The sequence below is a fragment of the Pseudomonas sp. NDM genome (genome assembly GCF_003105095.1).
Classification (GTDB): domain Bacteria; phylum Pseudomonadota; class Gammaproteobacteria; order Pseudomonadales; family Pseudomonadaceae; genus Aquipseudomonas; species Aquipseudomonas moraviensis_A.
In genome coordinates this window covers 1-19,690 of sequence record NZ_QETJ01000029.1, presented here as the reverse complement: position 1 = coordinate 19,690, position 19,690 = coordinate 1, and the positions used below count along the sequence as shown (strand labels likewise).

The following is a 19,690-nucleotide window of genomic DNA, read 5'->3' as shown; positions in this document are numbered from 1 at the left end:
AGCCCTCTCCCAGAGGGAGAGGGGACTGATTGGGGGATGCTGATGAAATACGCCGACCTGACAGTGCTTTGCCGAATCCATAATCGACTCGGTCTTTCAGGTCGATGCATAGCGACAGACACTTAGGTCGGCTCCCTCTCCCTCCGGGAGAGGGCTGGGGTGAGGGCAGCAATGCCGGCTCCTCAACGATTCATCGGCGCCACAAACCGGCTCTTCGCCACGCTGTAAACCTGCGGCTGGTCACTGTCTTCAATCCTGAAACTCAACGTCTGCGAACTACTGGACGGGCGCTCTGAAGTCATCGCCACCGACACCGGCACATCGACAATCTCTCCCGGCGCCAGGCTCAGTTGCGTTTTGCCCTGCAATTCAAACCCATCGCCATCCACCAGACTCAACCGGTACTCCTGGCGCTGCTGAGTCTTGTTGATCACCTTGAGCGAGTAGATATTCTCGATCTGCCCCTGAGCATTCTCACGAAACAACCCGCGATCCTTGGTCACGTCCAGTGACACCATCGGACGCTCGATCAAGGCCAGCACCAACGCTCCAATCATCACCACCAGCACCGCCGTGTAGCCAATCAGACGCGGACGCAGCAGATGGGTCTTGCCGCCCTGCAGTTCGCGCTCGGAACTGTAGCGGATCAAGCCGCGCGGGTAATGCATTTTGTCCATGATCGAGTCGCAGGCATCGATGCACGCCGCGCAGCCGATGCATTCCATTTGCAAACCGTCGCGGATGTCGATGCCGGTCGGGCAGACCTGCACGCACAACTGGCAGTCGATGCAGTCGCCCAGGCCTGCTTCGACCGGGCGCACGTCACGCTTGCGCGGGCCACGGTTTTCGCCACGGGCGGCGTCGTAGGCAATGGTCAGCGTGTCCTTGTCGAACATCACACTCTGGAATCGCGCATACGGACACATGTGCATGCACACCGCTTCGCGCAGCCAACCGGCGTTGATGTAGGTGGCGGCAGCGAAGAACAGCACCCAGAACAGGCTGACGCCACCGATTTGCAGGGTCAGCAGTTCGTCGGCCAATGGCCGGATAGGAGTGAAGTAACCCACGAAGGTCAGGCCGGTCATCACGCTAATTGCCAGCCACAGCGTGTGCTTGGCCGCGCGGCGCGCCAGTTTGTTGAGACCCCACGGCGCGGCTTGCAGTTTGATCCGCTGGTTGCGCTCGCCTTCGGTGATCTTCTCGCACCACATGAAGATCCAGGTCCACGAACTCTGCGGGCAGGTGTAACCGCACCATACCCGCCCGGCGAACACGGTAATCGCGAACAGACCGAACGCGGCGATGATCAGCAGCGCCGAAAGCAGAATGAAATCCTGCGGCCAGAATGTCGCGCCGAAAATGTGGAATTTGCTTTCCGACAAATCCCACAGCACCGCCTGGCGGCCGCCCCAGTTGAGCCAGACAGTGCCGAAGAACAACACAAACAAAAAACCGGCGCCGCTGATGCGCAAGTTGCGGAACAGACCGGTGAAACTGCGGGTGTGGATCTGCTTGTCGCTGGATTGGGCAATTGCCCTCAGCGGGCGCGCGGGGACGTTTTTTATCGTCGGCGATGCTTCTACGGTTCGGACGGGGATTTGCTCGCTCATGGTCGTTCGCTCATCAGCCTCCATCAGGCTGATGCACTATGAGCGCCGATCTGTTAGCAGAACAGATTCAGGTCTGGCAATAAAAAGCGGATCAGATGAGTTTTGGTACAAGGCCTGCGACAACTTGAAGCATCAGGCCGGGCGCGGCGCAAACGCCTGGGGCAGGCGTTTGCGCAGAGTATTGAGCGAGATCAGTCAAACCACCGAATCAGAGTCATCGGCCTTCAGGTGTTTGCGCCCGTCCCTGGCCCCGGCGACGGTCAAGGCATCAGCCTCGGCTTCAGTGATGTAGGTGCGTTTACCTTCGATGTCCACGTACGACATGGCTTTTTCGCTATCGGTCATGACTTCGAGGGTGTCGCAGATGCGGATTTCCTCGCCGTGTTCGACGGTGAAAAAACACACTTTCTGCTCGGGGTTGGATTCATCGATTCGCACGGGCATGTCGGCAGTCCTTTTTTGCAGGGAGGTCTGCACATTAGGACGCGCAGCGTGCCAATCGTTCTGCGCAACCGATTAATGGTCGCTGTTGTCCATCGATTATCGAACCAATAACAAGGGAAGCACGATGGAAGACTGGTGGGATGAAGTGTGGGCAACGATGCAAGCCGAATTTGCCGACATCGGTGATGCCTCGCAATTGACGCGGATCACCGTACGTCTGGTGATGGCGGCTCTACTCGGTGGGATTCTCGGTTTCGAGCGTGAACATAAAGGCAAGGCCGCCGGGGTGCGCACGCACATGCTGGTGGCCTTGGGGGCAGCGCTGTTTGTTCTGGTGCCGCAGACCTCGGGCGCGGAATCCGATGCGATGAGTCGCGTGTTGCAGGGTGTGATTGCCGGGATCGGCTTCCTCGGCGCCGGCACGATTCTGAAAAATCAGCAGGGCGATGAAGCTCATGTCAAAGGCCTGACCACAGCTGCCGGTTTATGGATGACTGCGGCGATCGGCGTGGCGGCGGGGCTGGGCAAGGAAGCGACGGCATTGCTCAGCACCATCCTGGCGCTGGCGATCTTCAATGTGATGCCGCACGTAGTGAGAGTGTTCGAAAAGGATGTCGACAAGAACGACCACCTCTAGCCAATCGCTCGGTCCCGTGTAGGAGCTGCCGAAGGCGGCGATCTTTTGATTTGCAGCGCGGCAAAAATAGATCGCAGCCTTCGGCAGCTCCTACAGGGATGGCAGAGAGACGTGCAGGGGTCAGAGGATCACCGGTGGCATGGTGCTCGGCGGTTCTTCCTTTGGCGGTGGCGTGGTGCCGGGCGGTTCTTGCTCGGGCACCGGTGGCGGCTCGGTCTCGGGCAGGGTGGGTTTGTCGATGTTCGGATCGGGCGTGTGGGCCGGGATCGGGATGCTCATCTGGTGACCTCCTTATGGCACATGGCGTGGGACGTGCTTAAGTGAGTTGACCCGGCCACGGCAAATTCGATCCGCGGCTTTGTCTTGTTAATTTCATCTGAACTTTTCCCCGCGCCGGTTGCTCGGAACCTAAGTGAGTTCATGACAGGGCCGGCGCTTTGTCGCGAATACTGTTCCGGCACAAGAGCGTCCTTGGGGCGTTAAGGAGAGATGCTCAATGACTGCTGAAAGACCTTCAGAGCTGAGTTACAACCCGCACATGCCGCTGTCGCAGGCATTACTGCTCCCACGTATCGTCATCGAAAACACCATGCCGACCCTCGACGGCGGCCAGTTTGCCGTCAAGTCGATTGCCGGGCGCGAAGTGGTGGTGACCAGCAAGGTGTTTGCCGACGGCCATGACAAGCTCGCCGTACGCATCCGCTGGCGCGAGGAAGGCCAGGAAACCTGGCAGACCGAGGTCATGTCCGATCAGGGCAACAACACCTGGCAAGGCCAGTTCCGTCCCGAGGAGCAGGGCCGCTATCTATATTGCATCGAAGCGTGGATCGACCATTTCGCCAGCTTCCAGTACGAACTGGAGAAGAAGCACAACGCTGCGGTGCCGGTGTCTCTGGAGCTGCAGGAAGGCCGGACCATGGTGCAACAGGCCGCCGAGCGCAGCGAAGGTCAGCTCAGCGAGCAGCTGGCGGCGCTGCACCATGAATTGTCCGGTCTGCTCGAAACCGAGCAGGTCGCGCTGTTTCTGCACTCGCGCAGTGCGGATTTGATGGCTCAGGCCGACCACCGCGCCTATCTGAGCATCAGCGCAGAGTTTCCCATGGACGTCGAGCGCGAACTCGCCGAGTTCGCTAGTTGGTACGAGCTGTTTCCGCGCTCGATTACCGACGATCCCAAGCGACACGGCACGTTCAACGACGTCCACTCGCGCCTGCCGATGATTCAGGACATGGGCTTCGACGTGCTTTATTTCACGCCTATCCACCCCATCGGCCGCGCCCACCGCAAGGGCCGCAACAACTCCCTCACCGCCGGGCCGGACGATCCAGGCAGCCCGTACGCGATCGGCAGCGAGGAGGGCGGTCACGAGGCGATTCACTCGCAGCTCGGCACCCGTGAAGATTTCCGCCGGTTGGTGGCTGCTGCTGCCGATCATGGGCTGGAAATCGCTCTCGACTTCGCCATCCAGTGTTCCCAGGATCACCCGTGGCTCAAGGAACATCCGGGGTGGTTCAACTGGCGCCCGGACGGCACGATCAAATACGCCGAAAACCCGCCGAAGAAATACCAGGACATCGTCAACGTCGACTTCTACGCGCCGGATGCGATTCCGAGCCTGTGGGTCGAGTTGCGCGACATTGTCGTCGGCTGGGTCAAGGAGGGCGTAAAAATCTTCCGCGTCGACAACCCGCACACCAAACCACTGCCGTTCTGGCAATGGCTGATTGCCGATGTGCGCACGCTGTATCCGGAAGTGATCTTCCTCGCCGAGGCCTTCACCACGCCGGCGATGATGGCGCGTCTGGGCAAGGTCGGTTACTCGCAGAGCTACACCTATTTCACCTGGCGCAATACTAAGGCCGAACTGGCGGAGTATTTCACCGAGCTGAATCAGTCGCCGTGGCGCGAATGCTACCGGCCGAATTTCTTCGTCAACACCCCGGACATCAACCCGGCGTTCCTGCACGAGTCAGGCCGTCCCGGTTTCCTCATCCGTGCGGCCTTGGCAACGATGGGCTCGGGGCTGTGGGGTATGTATTCGGGTTTTGAGCTGTGCGAATCGGCGCCGGTGCCGGGCAAAGAGGAATATCTGGATTCGGAGAAGTATGAAATCCGCGTCCGCGATTTCACCGCCCCGGGCAACATCATTGCCGAGATCGCCCAGCTCAACCGTATTCGTCGGCAGAACCCGGCGCTGCATACGCATCTGGGCCTGAAAATCTATAACGCCTGGAACGACAACATTCTGTACTTCGGCAAGCGCAGCGCTGATGGCAGCAACTTCATTCTGGTCGCAGTGAGCCTCGACCCGCATAACGTGCAGGAAGCGAATTTCGAACTGCCGTTGTGGGAAATGGGCCTGCCGGACGACGCCACCACCCACGGCGAGGACCTGATGAACGGCCATCGCTGGGACTGGCACGGCAAGTACCAGTTCATGCGCATCGACCCGGCGTATCAGCCGTTCGGGATTTGGCGGATCAGCGCTACGTAGTAAATGGCGCACCTGTGGCGAGGGAGCTCGCTCCCGCTCGACTGCACAGCAGTCGCAAAGCCTGCAGGCGCCGTAAGTTCGTATCAATGCATTGGGGGTTGCTACGCAACCCAGCGGGAGCAAGCTCCCTCGCCACAGGGTTTCTGCTGTGGCTTTCAGAATTCAACAGGAGTTCCACATGGCGAAGAAACCCAAGGCAGCCGCCTTCATCAAAGACCCGCTCTGGTACAAGGACGCGGTGATCTATCAGGTTCACGTCAAATCGTTTTTCGACTCCAACAATGACGGGATCGGCGACTTTCCCGGGCTTATCGCCAAACTCGATTACATTGCCGACCTCGGCGTCAACACCATCTGGTTGCTGCCGTTCTATCCATCGCCACGCCGCGACGACGGTTATGACATCGCCGAATACCGTGGGGTGCACAGCGACTACGGGACGATGGCCGACGCCAAGCGCTTCATCGCCGAAGCGCACAAGCGCGGGCTGCGAGTGATCACCGAGCTGGTCATCAACCACACTTCCGACCAGCACCCGTGGTTCCAGCGTGCACGCAAAGCCAAGCCCGGTTCAGCGGCACGGGACTTCTATGTCTGGTCCGATGACGACCAGAAATACGACGGCACGCGGATCATTTTCCTCGACACTGAGAAGTCCAACTGGACTTGGGATCCGGTAGCCGGCCAATATTTTTGGCACCGTTTCTATTCCCACCAGCCGGATCTGAACTTCGACAACCCGCAAGTAATGAAAGCCGTGCTGTCGGTGATGCGTTACTGGCTGGACATGGGCATCGACGGTCTGCGCCTCGACGCGATTCCGTACCTGATCGAGCGCGACGGCACCAACAACGAAAACCTGCCCGAGACCCACGACGTCCTCAAGCAGATCCGTGCCGAGATCGACGCCAACTATCCCGATCGCATGCTGCTGGCCGAGGCCAACCAATGGCCGGAAGACACTCAGCTGTATTTCGGTGACACCGATGCTGCTGGGTTGAATGGCGACGAATGCCACATGGCGTTCCACTTCCCGCTGATGCCGCGCATGTACATGGCACTGGCCCAGGAAGACCGTTTCCCGATCACCGACATCCTCCGCCAGACCCCGGAAATCCCAGCGAACTGCCAATGGGCGATTTTCCTGCGCAACCACGATGAGCTGACCCTGGAAATGGTCACCGATCGCGAGCGCGATTATCTGTGGAATTACTACGCGGCTGACCGTCGCGCGCGGATCAACCTCGGCATTCGCCGTCGTCTCGCGCCGTTGATGGAGCGCGACCGCCGCCGTATTGAGCTGCTCAACAGCCTGCTGCTGTCGATGCCCGGCACGCCGACCCTGTATTACGGCGACGAAATCGGGATGGGCGACAACATCTACCTCGGCGACCGCGACGGTGTGCGGACGCCGATGCAATGGTCGATCGACCGCAACGGCGGTTTCTCCCGCGCTGATCCGGCGAGTCTGGTGCTGCCGCCGATCATGGATCCGCAGTATGGCTATCAGTCGGTCAACGTCGAAACCCAGTCCGGCGATCCTCACTCGCTGTTGAACTGGACGCGGCGCCTGCTGGCGGTGCGCAAGCAGTCGAAGGCGTTCGGCCGTGGCACGTTGAAAATGCTCTCGCCGAGCAACCGTCGCGTGCTGGCTTATACCCGCGAATACACCGACGCCGACGGCAAGCACGAGATCATTCTGTGCGTGGCCAACGTCTCGCGCAGTGCGCAAGCGGTCGAACTGGATCTGTCGGCTTACGTCGGCATGGTGCCGGTGGAAATGCTTGGCGGTAACGCGTTCCCGCCGATCGGCCAGTTGAATTTCCTCCTGACCCTGGCGCCGTACGGCTTCTATTGGTTCGCCCTGGCAGCGGAAAACCAGATGCCGAGCTGGCACGTCGAGCCGGCGCAGAGCCTGCCGGACTTCACTACGCTGGTGCTGAAAAAACGCATGGAAGAACTGCTCGAAGCGCCGTCGCGTACGACGCTGGAGCAAAGCATCCTGCCGAGCTGGCTGCAGAACCGTCGCTGGTTCGCCGGCAAGGACGCGGCCATCGAAAAGGTCAATCTGGCTTACGGTGTGCGCTTCGGCGACGCCCAGCATCCGGTGCTGCTCAGCGAAATCGAGGTCACCAGTGGCGGCCAGACCAATCGTTATCAACTGCCGTTCGGCTTCATTGCCGAAGACCACGTCGGCCCGCCGTTGCCGCAGCAATTGGCGCTGTCGCGTGTACGCCGTGTGCGTCAGGTTGGCTTGATCACTGATGCATTCAGTCTGGAAACCTTTGTCCGCGCGGTGCTGCAAGGCATGCAGAACAACACGGTATTGGAGTCGATCGAAGGCGAAATCCGCTTTGAACAGACCCCGCATCTGGAAAAACTTGGCCTTGGCGCTGAGTCGGATGTGCGCTACCTGTCCGCCGAGCAATCGAACAGTTCGGTGGTGATCGGCAACAGTCTGGTGCTTAAGCTGATACGCAAAGTCGCTTCTGGCGTACACCCGGAACTGGAGATGAGCGCTTACCTGACCGAGGCCGGGTTTGCCAATATCTCTCCACTGCTCGGTTCGGTGATTCGCCGTGACGCACAGGGCGAAGATAACCTGCTGATGATCGCCCAGGGCTATCTGAGCAATCAGGGCGACGCGTGGGAATGGACGCAAAACAACCTCGAGCGGGCGCTGCGCGACGAACTGGCCGACGCCATGTCCGAGCAGGAGCAGCATTACAACGCCCTGGGCGAGCTCAAGGACTTCGCCGGCATGCTCGGCCAGCGTCTGGGCGAGATGCATCAGGTGCTTGCTGCACCAACCGACAACGCCGACTTTGCTCCGCAGGTGTCGTCGAGCAAGGACATGGCCGCGACAAGCAAGGACGTCACCGCGCAGGTTGAACATGCCTTGAAATTGCTCAAGCAGCATCAAGGCGAGTTGAACGCCGCGGATCAGAAACTGGTCAAGCGTCTGCTCGATGAGAAGAAAACCATTCTTGCCCATGTGCAGGACCTGGCGAAGAAAGCCACCGGTGGTTTGCGCATCCGGGTGCACGGCGACTTGCATTTGGGTCAGGTACTGGTGATCAAGGGCGATGCCTACCTGATCGACTTCGAGGGCGAACCGGCGCGGCCGTTGAGCGAGCGTCGCGGCAAGCACAGCCCGTACAAAGACGTCAGCGGTGTTTTGCGTTCGTTCGATTACGCAGCGGCGATGACCATCAACGTGCACAACGTTGATAACAGCACTGAAGCTGAAACAGCGCGCAAACGCGTCGCTGAGCGTTATCTGCGCGAGGCACGCGAGGCATTTGTGCAGGCATATCGCGAGGCGGCAGCTAGTCTTGAGCATGCCTGGCAGGATCCTCAAGGCGCCGACGCCGCGCTGGCGTTGTTCGGCCTGGAAAAAGCCGCTTATGAAGTGGCCTACGAAGCGGAAAACCGCCCAACGTGGCTGCCCGTGCCGTTGCACGGCTTGTATGGATTATTGACTGGGCTTAAACCCTTTTCCGATCTTGGTGGAGAGTAGTCATGAGTTTCTCGAACAAGGAACAGGGTGTGGTAAAGGAAGCATTGTTGCCCTCGGCACGCGACATCGATGCCTTGGTACGCGCTGAACATCAGGACCCGTTTTCGATCCTCGGCCCGCATGGCGATGGCGCCGGCGGGCAGTTCATCCGGGCTTATCTGCCGGGCGCGCTGAGTGTCGCGGTGCTGGACAAGGACAGCGGGGAGGAAATCGGTCCGCTGCAGATGACCGAAACGCCGGGGCTGTTTGTCGGCCATTTCGATAAGGCGCGCCGGTACCTGTTGCGCACGCGCTGGGCCGGTGGCGAGCAGGTTGCCGAAGATCCGTACAGCTTTGGCCAGTTGCTCGGCGAGATGGATTTGTATCTGTTCGCCGAAGGCAATCACCGCGACCTCAGCGCCTGCCTCGGTGCGCAACTGAAAACCATTGATGGTGTTGACGGTGTGCGTTTTGCCGTGTGGGCGCCGAATGCCCGCCGGGTGTCGGTGGTCGGTGATTTCAACGTCTGGGACGGGCGCCGTCACCCGATGCGCTTGCGCCATCCTTCCGGCGTCTGGGAGTTGTTCCTCCCGCGCCTCCAAGCGGGGGAGTTGTACAAGTACGAAATACTCGGTGCCCACGGCATTCTGCCGCTCAAGGCCGACCCGATGGCCCTGGCCACCAGCCTGCCGCCGGACACCGCGTCAAAAGTCGCCGCGCCGCTGCAGATCGACTGGCAGGATCACGACTGGATGAATGCCCGCCAGGATCGCCAGCAGCGCTCCAGGCCTCTGTCGATCTACGAGTTGCACGCCGGTTCTTGGCAGTGCGAACTGGATGATCTGGGTGAAGTGGCGCGTCAGTACACTTGGCCGGAGCTGGCTGAGCGGCTGATTCCTTACGTCAAAGAGCTGGGCTTCACTCACATCGAATTGATGCCGATCATGGAGCACCCGTTCGGCGGTTCCTGGGGTTATCAGTTGCTCTCGCAATTTGCCCCGAGCGCGCGCTACGGCACGCCGGATCAGTTCGCCGCTTTCGTCAATGCCTGTCACCAGGCCGACATCGGTGTGATTCTCGACTGGGTGCCGGCGCATTTCCCGACTGATACCCACGGTCTGGCACAGTTCGACGGCACCGCGCTGTACGAATACGGCAACCCGCTGGAAGGCTTCCACCAGGATTGGGACACGCTGATCTACAACCTCGGTCGCACTGAAGTGCACGGCTACATGCTCGCCTCGGCGCTGCACTGGCTGAAGCACTTCCATATCGATGGCCTGCGTGTCGATGCGGTGGCGTCGATGCTGTATCGCGACTATTCGCGCAAGGCTGGCGAATGGGTGCCGAATCGCCACGGCGGTCGGGAGAACCTGGAGGCGATCGACTTCCTGCGCCATTTGAACGACGTAGTGGAACTGGAAGCGCCGGGTGCGCTGGTGATTGCCGAAGAATCCACTGCATGGCCGGGCGTCAGCCAGAGCACCCAGCAGGGCGGATTGGGCTTCTCCTACAAATGGAACATGGGCTGGATGCACGATTCGCTGCACTACATCCAGCAGGATCCGGTGTATCGCGCCCATCACCACAACGAGTTGAGCTTTGGTCTGGTCTACGCCTGGTCCGAACGCTTCATCCTGCCGATCTCCCACGACGAAGTGGTGCACGGCAAGCACTCGCTGATCGACAAGATGCCCGGTGATCGCTGGCAGAAATTTGCCAACCTGCGCGCCTATCTGAGCTTCATGTGGACTCATCCGGGCAAGAAGTTGTTGTTCATGGGCTGTGAGTTTGGCCAATGGCGCGAGTGGAACCACGATCAGCAGCTGGACTGGTACCTGCTGCAGTACTCCGAGCACAAAGGTGTGCAGAAACTGGTCGGCGATCTCAATCGGCTGTATCGCGAAGAGCCGGCGTTGCACGATCAGGACGACGCGCCGCAGGGCTTCCAGTGGTTGATTGGTGATGATGCGATCAACAGCGTCTACGCCTGGCTGCGCTGGAGCAAGGACGGTTCGCCAGTTCTGGTGGTTGCCAACTTCACACCGGTACCGCGCCAGTCGTATCGGGTCGGGGTACCGTTTGCCGGGCGCTGGACCGAGTTGTTCAACAGTGACGCCGATATTTATGCCGGTTCCAACTATGGCAATGGCGGCGGAGCGTTGACCGAAGAAGTGCCTAGCCATGGTCAGTCGCTGTCGCTGGAACTGAATCTGCCACCGTTGGCAGTGTTGATCCTCAAGCCGCAGGGTTAGCAACTGTGGGAGCGAGCCTGCTCGCGAAGGCGCCATGTCAGTCAACGATGATGTTGAAGGTGGCACCGCTTTCGCGAGCAGGCTCGCTCCCACAAGGTTTTTCAGCGTTCAGCAGATCACCAGCGCATCCGCACCCCAAGGCTGCCGATGATGCCGTTCAGGTCATTGTCATCCACATCGCTGCTGTAATCGGCGCTCATGTACAGGCTTACTGCCGGTGTGACCCGCGCCACCAGTCCCAAGCCCAATTCCACTGTTGAAGACTTGCGGCTGCTGCTGATCTTGTCGACCTGGTCCAGCGTCACCGTGCTACCGGTGTACACAGTGTGCCAAAGGTTGGTGCGCACATACGGCTCCACCGGTAAGCCATTCAAGTCATAACTGCCTTTCAATCGCGCACCGACGCGGCCACTCCACGCGGTCAGGTCGGTCGAAGAGGCATTGCCCGCGCCTGCATACGGAGCATCGAGGCTGATGCGTTGGTTGATCAATTGCGCCTGCGGTTCTACCACCCAGTTCTCACTCAAACCAATCGGATAGCCACCCTCGACCGAAAACGTCATCGCACTGCCTTCGGCGGCCTGGCGATTTCCTTGCGCGGTACGACTGAAACCGCTGACCCGACCGCCGCTGGCCGACAGGTCGACGTGCCAACCCTGCGCGCCCACAAGACTGTAATAAGCACCCAGGCTCTGACCTTGCAGGTTCAGGTTGTCAGTGCTGCGGTCCGCGAGGGCGCGGCGGTTCAATGCACCACCGGCACTCAGTTCAATCTGATTGTCGCCACCGATCAGGCCCAAGGTCTGGGTCGCGCCATTGGCGCTTTTCAAGGTGACCACCGCCGGGCCTTTGAACTCGCCGCCGGGGATCGCGTAGCCAGAGGCCAGCGCATCGGTCTGCGCGCGTCGAGCGCTTCTGCCGTACAGCTCATCCCACGCGGAGGGCGCCAGATCTTCGGTGATCAGACGTGAACTTTGCTGACGCAACGGCAGTGGTCCGGGCGTTATTACGGTTACCGGCAACGTCATAACAGGCATATCGGCGCGATACCACGTGGTTTCATCCGCCGCAGATCCCGCATGCGCCTCCATGGATGAGCACAGCAACAGCGAACCTGACACTGTGCAAAAGGTGATTTTCAATTCGTGTGGGGTCAGTGAAGTTTTCATGGGGGTCTACCTTGCAAGCGCATGCGTCATCTCGAGTCTGGCGTCTCTCCTACCCCGAACGAGGGGCGACCGAATAGAGCGGGGCGAACCGCGGCTGCTCGATTTCGCGAGTGCCGGAAGGTCAGCCCCAGTAGTGATTCCGGGGGTAGTAAGGTAGAGATAAGAAGAGTGACGCCTGCGCGTCAAGAAAATGCACGATGAATGGCGTGCATAAATCAGCCTTCGCAAGCGTTTGTTTTTCTGCACATAACTAAGTGATTGTTTGCATGGAAAAACGCTTGCGAAGTGGTCGGCTGACGGTTTTCTGCCGCCGACGAAAGGTCATCCCGACCGGGGATAGCCGGAAGGAACTGTCAGTTTCCTGCTGTCAAAAACGCACCTAAAGATGCACTTCAACCGCCAGAGGAAGGTGATCCGAGAGATGCGTCCATGGTTTGTTGCCGAGAATCCTTGGATCATGGCTGCTGGCATTGCGCAGATAAATCCGGTCCAGGCGCAGTAGTGGAAAACGTGCGGGATAGGTTTTCGCCGGACGCCCATGATGACGCTCGAAGGCTTCGTGCAAATAGTCGCGACGGGCGAGGGCAGCGTTGCCCTGCAACTGCCAGTCATTGAAATCGCCGGCAATGATCACCGGCGCGTCGTCCGGCAGTGATTCGAGCAACTGGCAAAGCAGCTGCAACTGCAACTGCCGATGGCTTTCCAGCAAGCTCAAATGCACACAGATCGCATGCACCTCGGCATGCCCGGGCACATCGAGGATGCAGTGCAACAACCCGCGACGTTCCGGGCCGGTGATCGAGACATCGAGATTGCGGTATTCGCGGATCGGGTATTTCGACAGCAGTGCATTGCCGTGATGACCATCGGGATAAACGGCGTTGCGCCCGTAGGCAAAATCGCTCCACATGCTGTCGGCGAGGAATTCGTATTGCGAGGTCTGCGGCCAGTCGTTGTAGCGACTCGAATGACGTTCGTGTTCACCCACCACTTCCTGCAGAAACACCAGGTCCGCCGAGGTGCTGCGCATCGCTTCGCGCAGCTCCGGGAGGACGAACCGCCTATTCAATGCGGTGAAGCCTTTGTGGGTGTTGACCGTGAGTACCCGCAGGCGATGAATGACTGGCGCGTCGACCGCTTGACGCTTGGGATCGCTGGACACGTTCACTCCTCTGAATTGGGCCATGCCTGTTCATGCGACTGGTTGGAGGGGGTGGCAGTTCCGTTTTCTGAGCGACGCCAGGCAATGTAGGAGTGAGCCTGCTCGCGATGGCGCAGTGTCAGTCAACCCTGCTTCAACTGACAGATTGCTATCGCGAGCAGGCTCACTCCTACAGGGGGGATGTGGTGTCTAGACAAAGACGATTTCATACGGCAAGCGCATCCGCTCCAGCAGCACCGGCGGCAGCAGCGGCGCAATGCCGATGGCCGGTTCGCCCTTGAGCTGGCTGGCATAGGCGTGGGTGGCGTGGCTCTTGCGCGCCACGGTCCAGGTGTCGAGGCGCAGCTTGCGCGCACGCTCCCACGGGATCATGCGTTGCTCGCGCTCCGGCCAGTGCCAGGCCCACACCGGCACGTCGTGATAGGTCGCCCCGGCTTTGAGTGCCGCGTCGAAACTGGCTCGGCCAACCACCTCATGATCCGCCGGACCATCCTCGCGCCAGGTGCTGAACACCACGTCGCCCGGCCGCAGGTAACGGCCGATGAATTCAGTCAGCTGGCTTTGCTGATCACTCAGCGCGTTGTCGGTAAATCCGCCGCGCACCCACTTCAGGCTGTGCATCGGCAAACCGAGGCGGCGCAGGGCTTCGACGCTTTCCTGCGGGCGGAAGACGCTCAGGCGTTGTTCCGACCATTGCCGCGAGCCGGGATGGCTGGCGCTGCCGTCGGTGATGGAGAGCAATTGCAGCGGGTGGCCAAGACTGGAGAGTAACTGCAGCAAACCGCCGCAGGTGACGACTTCATCACCCGGATGCGGGGCGATGACCACGGCGCGGGCACCGGCGTGTACCAGACTGTGGGTGTTGATGACGGGAATATTGTCGAGTTGCGGGGCGCTGTTCCAGATCTGTGCTGGCAGCCCGTGTTCGTTGAGCAATGACGGTTTCATGAGTGCGACGTCCTTGTAGTGTCTCGCCCTCAGTCGTGAGCAGCCAATGCTGGTCGCGGCCCGTGAAGGCAAAAGAATAGCAACGGTGCAGTGCTCCAACCCTTGGATTACTGCGAGGCAGAGTATTGCTCAAGACAGCAGATTCGTCGCGTCACAGATCAATCTGAACCGTATTTTTTTATTCCAGCTGTGCCAGATTGCGCAGAAAGTCACCGAATCCGCCCTTGGCCCGACTGTCGAGACGGGCGCTGGTGTGCACCTGTGGGCGGTGACTCCAGGCGATGTTGGCACCGCTGCGCTCCAGCGCGCGCACCAGTTGCACGTCCTCGTCACAGGTCAGCGGTTTGAAGCCACCCACCAGACGATAGGCCTCGGCACTGACGCCGAGGTTGGCCCCATGAATATGTCGATGGCCATCGCGAGCCTGATAGTGGCGGTGGTAGCGAATCTGCGCCGCTTCATCGAACGACTCATGCCAATGCTCGACCGTGACCGTGCCGCACACCGCGTCAGCCTCCAGGCCCAGTTGTGCCGCCAGCCAGTCATCGGCGACGCGGCTGTCGGCGTCGGTGCAGGCGATCCAGCGTGCACCGCGTTCAAGCAGCAGGCGCGCACCGGCGGCGCGGGCTTCGCCAACGTTGCGTGCTTCGATCTGCAGACTCAGCACCGGATAAGCACTGACGATCTGCGCCGAACCATCGCTGCAACTGTCGAGCACCACGAGGATTTCCACCGGCTCGCCGGCCAGTTGCGCATGTTCGCCAGCCCGCAGGGCGGCGCGCAGACATTCATCGAGCAGCGCCTCTTCGTTGTGCGCGGGAATCACAATACCGATCAACGCAAGCCCTCCAGGGCCGCCACCGAGCGTGGCTCGCGGCTCCACAGTTCGAGAATGAAATCCGCTTCCTGATGCAGTACCAGACGCGGCAATGCCAATTGATCGTGGATCTGATCGTGTACCTGACGCGCATTCAGCGGGCAGCCATCAATCGGCGGGCGCCAGTGGCAGGCCAGCAATTGGCCGTCGGCCGTCAGCGATTCACTGATGCGGCGGATCACTTCTGTCAGATCGTTCTCATCGAGGTAGTACCCGATTTCGCTAAATACAATCAGGTCGAATTTTTCCTCCGGCCAGTCACCCGGAAGACGGCCCGGGCGGACTTCGGCATGCTCGAAGACACTCAAGCGAGTACGCGCGAGCTTCACTGCCGCGCTTGCAGTGTCGCAGCACAGCAGGCGGTCGCAACGTGGTGCCAGTTCCGCACTCAGTTCGCCATTGGCGCAACCGGGTTCGAACACCGCCCGGTAGCGCGGACGGGGCAGGGCGGCGAGGGTGATCGCGCGTTTGCGCTGCTCGTACCAGCGCTGGCGGAATGCCCAAGGGTCGTCATTGCCGGCGAACAGTCCATCGAAATAGCGGTCATCGACGCTCACAGGAACACCACTTCAAAAGGTTGCAACAAACGATCGAGCACATAAGGCGCGAGCACTGGCCCTAGCCCGACGTCGCGATCACCTTCCAACTGGCTGGCGAATGCATGCGCTGCGTGGCGTTTACGGGCGATGTGCGTCGGTGACAGCAGAATCTTGCACGCCCGATCCCAAGGCACCGAGGCGTCCTCCGGGGTCGCCCAGTGCCACGTCCAGACCGGCAGTTCATGACAGGCAGCCCCGACGCGGCGCGCCGCTTCGACACTGGCGCGACCGACGGCCTCGTGATCGCTATGGCCATCCTCGCGCCAGGTGGTGAAGACCACGTCACTGGCATGCAGATAACTGGCGATGAAGTCGCTCAACCCGGTTTCCTGAGCCGCCACTTGGGTGTCGGTAAAACCGCCGCGCAGCCATTTCAGACTGTGCATCGGCAAACCGAGGCGACGCAGGGCTTCGGCCGATTCCTGCGGACGCACCACGCTCAAACGCTCGACCGGCCAGCGTTGCGAGCCGGGGTGACTGGCGCTGCCATCGGTGACCGAGATCAACTGCAACGGACGTCCGGCTGCCGCCAGCAACTGCATGATGCCGCCGCAACCGAGCACTTCGTCATCCGGATGCGGTGCGACGATCACCGCCCGCGATCCCAGCGGTACGAGGTCAAGGATGTCGATGGCGGGCAACTCGGCCAGGCGCCGCGAACCCTGCCATTGCTGCAGCGAAGTGCCCTGGCCGACGATCGGGTTGTCCTTCATAACGCCCAGACCTCGCGGGATTGACCGGCAATCTGCTGGCCCAGCGCAGCAAGGTCGCGTTCGGCGTGACTCTGGCGCAGGAACACCGGCAAGTCCGCACTCAATCGCGCAAAATGCCGATCCTGACAAAACGGCCCGGCACCCAGCGCCCGACCGACTTCGCGCATGACCTGTTCGGCAGACTGTTCGACCACCGCGCGGGCGCGACGAGCAAGCAATTCAGCGTCGGCCTCGGGTTGCGCATCGATTTGCAGCGCGCTGAAGCGCAACACATCGGCAGCCGCTTGCAGTGCTGTGTCAGTGGCGCCGAGGTGGGCGAGGGCATGGGGTTCGTCGCGTTGGGCGCAATGCTGACGCAGCGCTTCGGCAATCCGTCGCGATGCGCCATACCAGCACGCGGCGATGCCGATGCCGCCTTGCCAGAAACCCGGCCGTTGCAGGTAATCACCGGGATTGCCGATGGCCTGCGCTTCGGCGTTGTCGAACAGCACTTCGACGCTGCCGGTGGCTGCCATGCCCACGGCTTGCCAGCCTTGATCGGTGATAGTCACGCCCGGTTGATCGAGCGCGACTGCAACCAGTTGCTGTTGATCATCAGCGTCCCACGCAGTGAGCAAGGCGTGACTAAGCACCGCCGCACCAGAACACCAGGCCTTGCGCCCGTTCAGCGTGACCATATGCCCGGCCGGCGTGACTCTCACCCGCGCTTGCGGCGGTTCGGCAGCCCACATTCCCCACGTGCTGCCCGGCGTTGGCGTACCGCCCAATTGCTCGATGATCGCCAGCGCGTCGGTGTGACCCTCGTAAAGTTTGCACAGCCCCAGATCGTGTCCGCCCACTTCCGACAGACGCTGAAAACGCTCCAGCGTGTGACCGCTGCCGGGTAACGGCAAGCGGTCGAGGCCGGCCTCGACCATTGCCCTCAGGCAACGGCCGAGGGCGTTGGTGTCGGCGTAATCTGGCGGACGGCGGGCCAGATAATGTTGAAAGTCCATATCAATCTTCTTCGTCACGTTGCAGTTCGAACAACAGCAACGAACGCCCGGTCACCGAATATTCATGGCCGAAGTCGAAGCGTTCCTGGCCGCGAATCGACGGTTGATTGGTGTCGATCATGCAGGTCCAGAAGCCGCCGTCCGGCACTTCCGGCAGTGTGAAGTTGACGATGTCGTGATGCGCGTTGACCACCAGCAACAGGGTCGCATCAGCGCCCTTGCGACGAATCCCGGTTTCCTGCGCGCGGCCATCGAGGAGCATGCCGAGGCAGCGATTGTGCGCGTCGTGCCAGTGCTCGGTGGTCATCTCGGTGGCGTCCGGTGCCAGCCAGGTGACGTCCTTGACGCCGATGTCTTCGTTGTATTCGCCGACCAGGAAGCGGCCGCGACGCAGGATCGGATAAGTCAGGCGCAGCTTGATCAGGCGCTTGACGAACTTGAGCAGGGCCTTGCCGTCCTCGCTCAGATCCCAGTTGACCCAGCCGATCTCGCTGTCCTGGCAATAGGCGTTGTTGTTGCCGTCCTGGGTACGCGCGAACTCGTCACCGGCAACGATCATCGGCGTGCCCTGAGCGAGCAGCAGGGTGGCGAAGAAGTTGCGCATCTGCCGGTGGCGCAGCGCATTGATTTCCGGGTCGTCGGTCGGGCCTTCGACGCCGTGGTTCCACGACAGGTTGTTGTTGCTGCCGTCCTGATTGTTCTCGTCGTTGGCTTCGTTGTGCTTGTCGTTGTACGAGACCAGATCGTTGAGGGTGAAACCGTCGTGGGCAGTGATGAAGTTCACCGACGAATACGGCCGGCGCCCGCGCTGGTTGAACATCTCGCCGGAAGCGGTCATGCGGCTGGCAAAGTCGGCGAGCTGGGCGTCATCACCTTTCCAGAAGGCGCGCACGGTGTCACGGAACTTGTCGTTCCACTCGACCCAGCCCGGCGGGAAGTTACCCACCTGATAGCCGCCGGGGCCGCAGTCCCACGGCTCGGCGATCATCTTCACCTGACGCAACACCGGGTCCTGACGGCAGGCAACTAGGAAGCTGTGGCGTTCGTCGAAGCCATCGTGGTAACGGCCAAGAATGGTCGCCAGGTCGAAGCGGAAACCGTCGACGTGCATCTCACTGGCCCAATAGCGCAGGGAGTCGGTGACCATTTGCAGTACGCACGGGTGACTCAAGTCCAGGGTGTTACCGGTGCCGGAGTCGTTGATGTAGTAGCGCTTGTCATCCGGCATCAAGCGGTAGTACGAGGCGTTGTCGATACCGCGCATCGACAGGGTCGGGCCTTGCTCGTTGCCTTCGGCCGTGTGGTTGTACACCACGTCGAGAATGACCTCGAGGTTGGCATCGTGCAGATGCGCGACCATCTCCTTGAATTCGGCGATCTTGCCACTGGCCAGATAGCGTGGGTCCGGAGCGAAGAACGCGATGCTGTTGTAGCCCCAATAGTTCGTCATGCCTTTTTGCAGCAGGTGCTGATCGTTGACGAAGGCATGGATCGGCAGCAGCTCGACGGAGGACACGCCAAGTTTGCGGATGTGCTCAAGCACGTCGTCGACCATCAGGCCGCCGAAAGTGCCGCGCAGGTTTTCCGGTACCGACGGGTGACGCATGCTGATGCCGCGCACGTGGGTTTCATAAATGATGGTCTTGTCCCACGGCACGCTGACCCGGTGGTCGTTGCCCCAGGTGTGCGCCGGGTCGATGACCTTGCACTTGGGCACGAATGGCGCGCTGTCGCGTTCGTCGAAACTAAGGTCGGCGTCGGGGTGGCCGATGGTGTAGCCGAACAGCGCTTCGGACCATTTCAGCTCACCCACCAACTGCTTGGCATACGGGTCGATCAGCAGCTTGTTGTGGTTGAAGCGATGGCCGTTGGCCGGGTCATACGGCCCGTAGACGCGGTAGCCATAGATCAGCCCCGGATGCGCGTCCGGCAGGTAGCCGTGGTAGATCTCATCGGTGTATTCCGGCAGCTCGATGCGCTCGAGTTCGACTTCGCCGGCGTCGTCGAAAATGCACAGCTCGACCTTGGTGGCGTTGGCGGAAAACAGAGCAAAGTTCACCCCCAGACCATCCCAGGTCGCACCGAGCGGGAAGGGCAGGCCTTCACGGATTCTCGACGGCTCGGCGTGCGCAACGGGTTCGGCTTTCTTTGGACGGGTCATGATTGCTCCTGCAAAAAAACGGGAATTCTGGTGGGCTACGTTCCCCTGTAGGAGTGAGCCTGCTCGCGATTGCTATTTCGGATTCAACATGGATGTCGACAGACATACCGCAATCGCGAGCAGG

15 protein-coding genes are annotated in these 19,690 nt (G+C 60.7%); 4 read left to right on the top strand and 11 right to left on the bottom strand.

Features of this window, described 5'->3' with window-relative positions:
* Nucleotides 1-182 precede the first annotated feature (182 nt).
* The gene (gene ccoG / locus DCO47_RS09425) at nucleotides 183-1,613 is read right to left on the bottom strand and encodes a cytochrome c oxidase accessory protein CcoG (protein ID WP_116657977.1); all 1,431 of its coding nucleotides are present in this window, start codon (nucleotides 1,611-1,613) and stop codon (nucleotides 183-185) included.
* A 195-nt stretch (nucleotides 1,614-1,808) separates the two neighbouring features.
* Nucleotides 1,809-2,057, bottom strand: a complete 249-nt coding sequence (locus DCO47_RS09420; protein WP_116657976.1) for a DUF3203 family protein — start codon at nucleotides 2,055-2,057, stop codon at nucleotides 1,809-1,811.
* A 124-nt stretch (nucleotides 2,058-2,181) separates the two neighbouring features.
* Here DCO47_RS09420 and DCO47_RS09415 point away from each other — a divergent pair, with 124 nt between their 5' ends.
* Nucleotides 2,182-2,694: an MgtC/SapB family protein gene (locus DCO47_RS09415; protein WP_042609858.1), complete on the top strand. Its 513-nt coding sequence runs from the start codon at nucleotides 2,182-2,184 to the stop codon at nucleotides 2,692-2,694.
* Nucleotides 2,695-2,814: 120 nt separating this feature from the next.
* Here DCO47_RS09415 and DCO47_RS27015 read toward each other — a convergent pair whose 3' ends face one another.
* Nucleotides 2,815-2,973, bottom strand: a complete 159-nt coding sequence (locus DCO47_RS27015) for a hypothetical protein (protein ID WP_165839195.1) — start codon at nucleotides 2,971-2,973, stop codon at nucleotides 2,815-2,817.
* A gap of 217 nt (nucleotides 2,974-3,190) precedes the next feature.
* Between DCO47_RS27015 and DCO47_RS09410 the strand changes: the two genes are divergently transcribed.
* The 3 genes from DCO47_RS09410 (at nucleotide 3,191) to glgB (ending at nucleotide 10,942) form a co-directional block, all read left to right on the top strand.
* Nucleotides 3,191-5,188 carry an alpha-1,4-glucan--maltose-1-phosphate maltosyltransferase gene (locus tag DCO47_RS09410; RefSeq protein ID WP_064362180.1) on the top strand — a complete coding sequence of 666 codons (1,998 nt, stop codon included), beginning with the start codon at nucleotides 3,191-3,193 and terminating at the stop codon, nucleotides 5,186-5,188.
* Between the two features lie 178 nt (nucleotides 5,189-5,366).
* Nucleotides 5,367-8,708 (top strand): maltose alpha-D-glucosyltransferase, encoded by a 3,342-nt coding sequence (gene treS, locus DCO47_RS09405; protein ID WP_064362182.1) that lies wholly within the window; start codon nucleotides 5,367-5,369, stop codon nucleotides 8,706-8,708.
* Between the two features lie 2 nt (nucleotides 8,709-8,710).
* Complete coding sequence (gene glgB / locus DCO47_RS09400; RefSeq protein WP_116657975.1) at nucleotides 8,711-10,942, top strand: 1,4-alpha-glucan branching protein GlgB; 2,232 nt, start codon at nucleotides 8,711-8,713, stop codon at nucleotides 10,940-10,942.
* Between the two features lie 116 nt (nucleotides 10,943-11,058).
* On the opposite strand, the gene DCO47_RS09395 is transcribed toward glgB, so the two are convergent.
* The 8 genes from DCO47_RS09395 to glgX form a co-directional block, all read right to left on the bottom strand.
* Nucleotides 11,059-12,111, bottom strand: coding sequence for an autotransporter outer membrane beta-barrel domain-containing protein (locus tag DCO47_RS09395; RefSeq protein ID WP_116657974.1), 1,053 nt, complete (start codon nucleotides 12,109-12,111; stop codon nucleotides 11,059-11,061).
* Nucleotides 12,112-12,490: 379 nt separating this feature from the next.
* Nucleotides 12,491-13,273: an endonuclease/exonuclease/phosphatase family protein gene (locus DCO47_RS09390; protein ID WP_016774637.1), complete on the bottom strand. Its 783-nt coding sequence runs from the start codon at nucleotides 13,271-13,273 to the stop codon at nucleotides 12,491-12,493.
* A gap of 189 nt (nucleotides 13,274-13,462) precedes the next feature.
* Complete coding sequence (locus tag DCO47_RS09385) at nucleotides 13,463-14,221, bottom strand: PIG-L deacetylase family protein (protein ID WP_116657973.1); 759 nt, start codon at nucleotides 14,219-14,221, stop codon at nucleotides 13,463-13,465.
* A gap of 178 nt (nucleotides 14,222-14,399) precedes the next feature.
* Nucleotides 14,400-15,059, bottom strand: coding sequence for a glycosyltransferase family 2 protein (locus tag DCO47_RS09380; RefSeq protein ID WP_042609865.1), 660 nt, complete (start codon nucleotides 15,057-15,059; stop codon nucleotides 14,400-14,402).
* Entirely contained in the window at nucleotides 15,056-15,655 is a 600-nt protein-coding gene (locus DCO47_RS09375; protein WP_116657972.1) for an SAM-dependent methyltransferase, read from the bottom strand. The genes DCO47_RS09380 and DCO47_RS09375 overlap by 4 nt, the downstream gene beginning before the upstream one ends.
* A complete protein-coding gene (locus tag DCO47_RS09370; protein WP_116657971.1) occupies nucleotides 15,652-16,410 on the bottom strand; it encodes a PIG-L deacetylase family protein in 759 nt (252 codons plus the stop codon). Before DCO47_RS09370 ends, DCO47_RS09375 begins: the two co-directional genes overlap by 4 nt.
* Entirely contained in the window at nucleotides 16,407-17,405 is a 999-nt protein-coding gene (locus tag DCO47_RS09365; protein ID WP_042609868.1) for an acyl-CoA dehydrogenase family protein, read from the bottom strand. The genes DCO47_RS09370 and DCO47_RS09365 overlap by 4 nt, the downstream gene beginning before the upstream one ends.
* Nucleotide 17,406: 1 nt before the next feature.
* Entirely contained in the window at nucleotides 17,407-19,566 is a 2,160-nt protein-coding gene (glgX, locus tag DCO47_RS09360) for a glycogen debranching protein GlgX (RefSeq protein ID WP_042609869.1), read from the bottom strand.
* Between the last annotated feature and the right edge of the window lie 124 nt (nucleotides 19,567-19,690).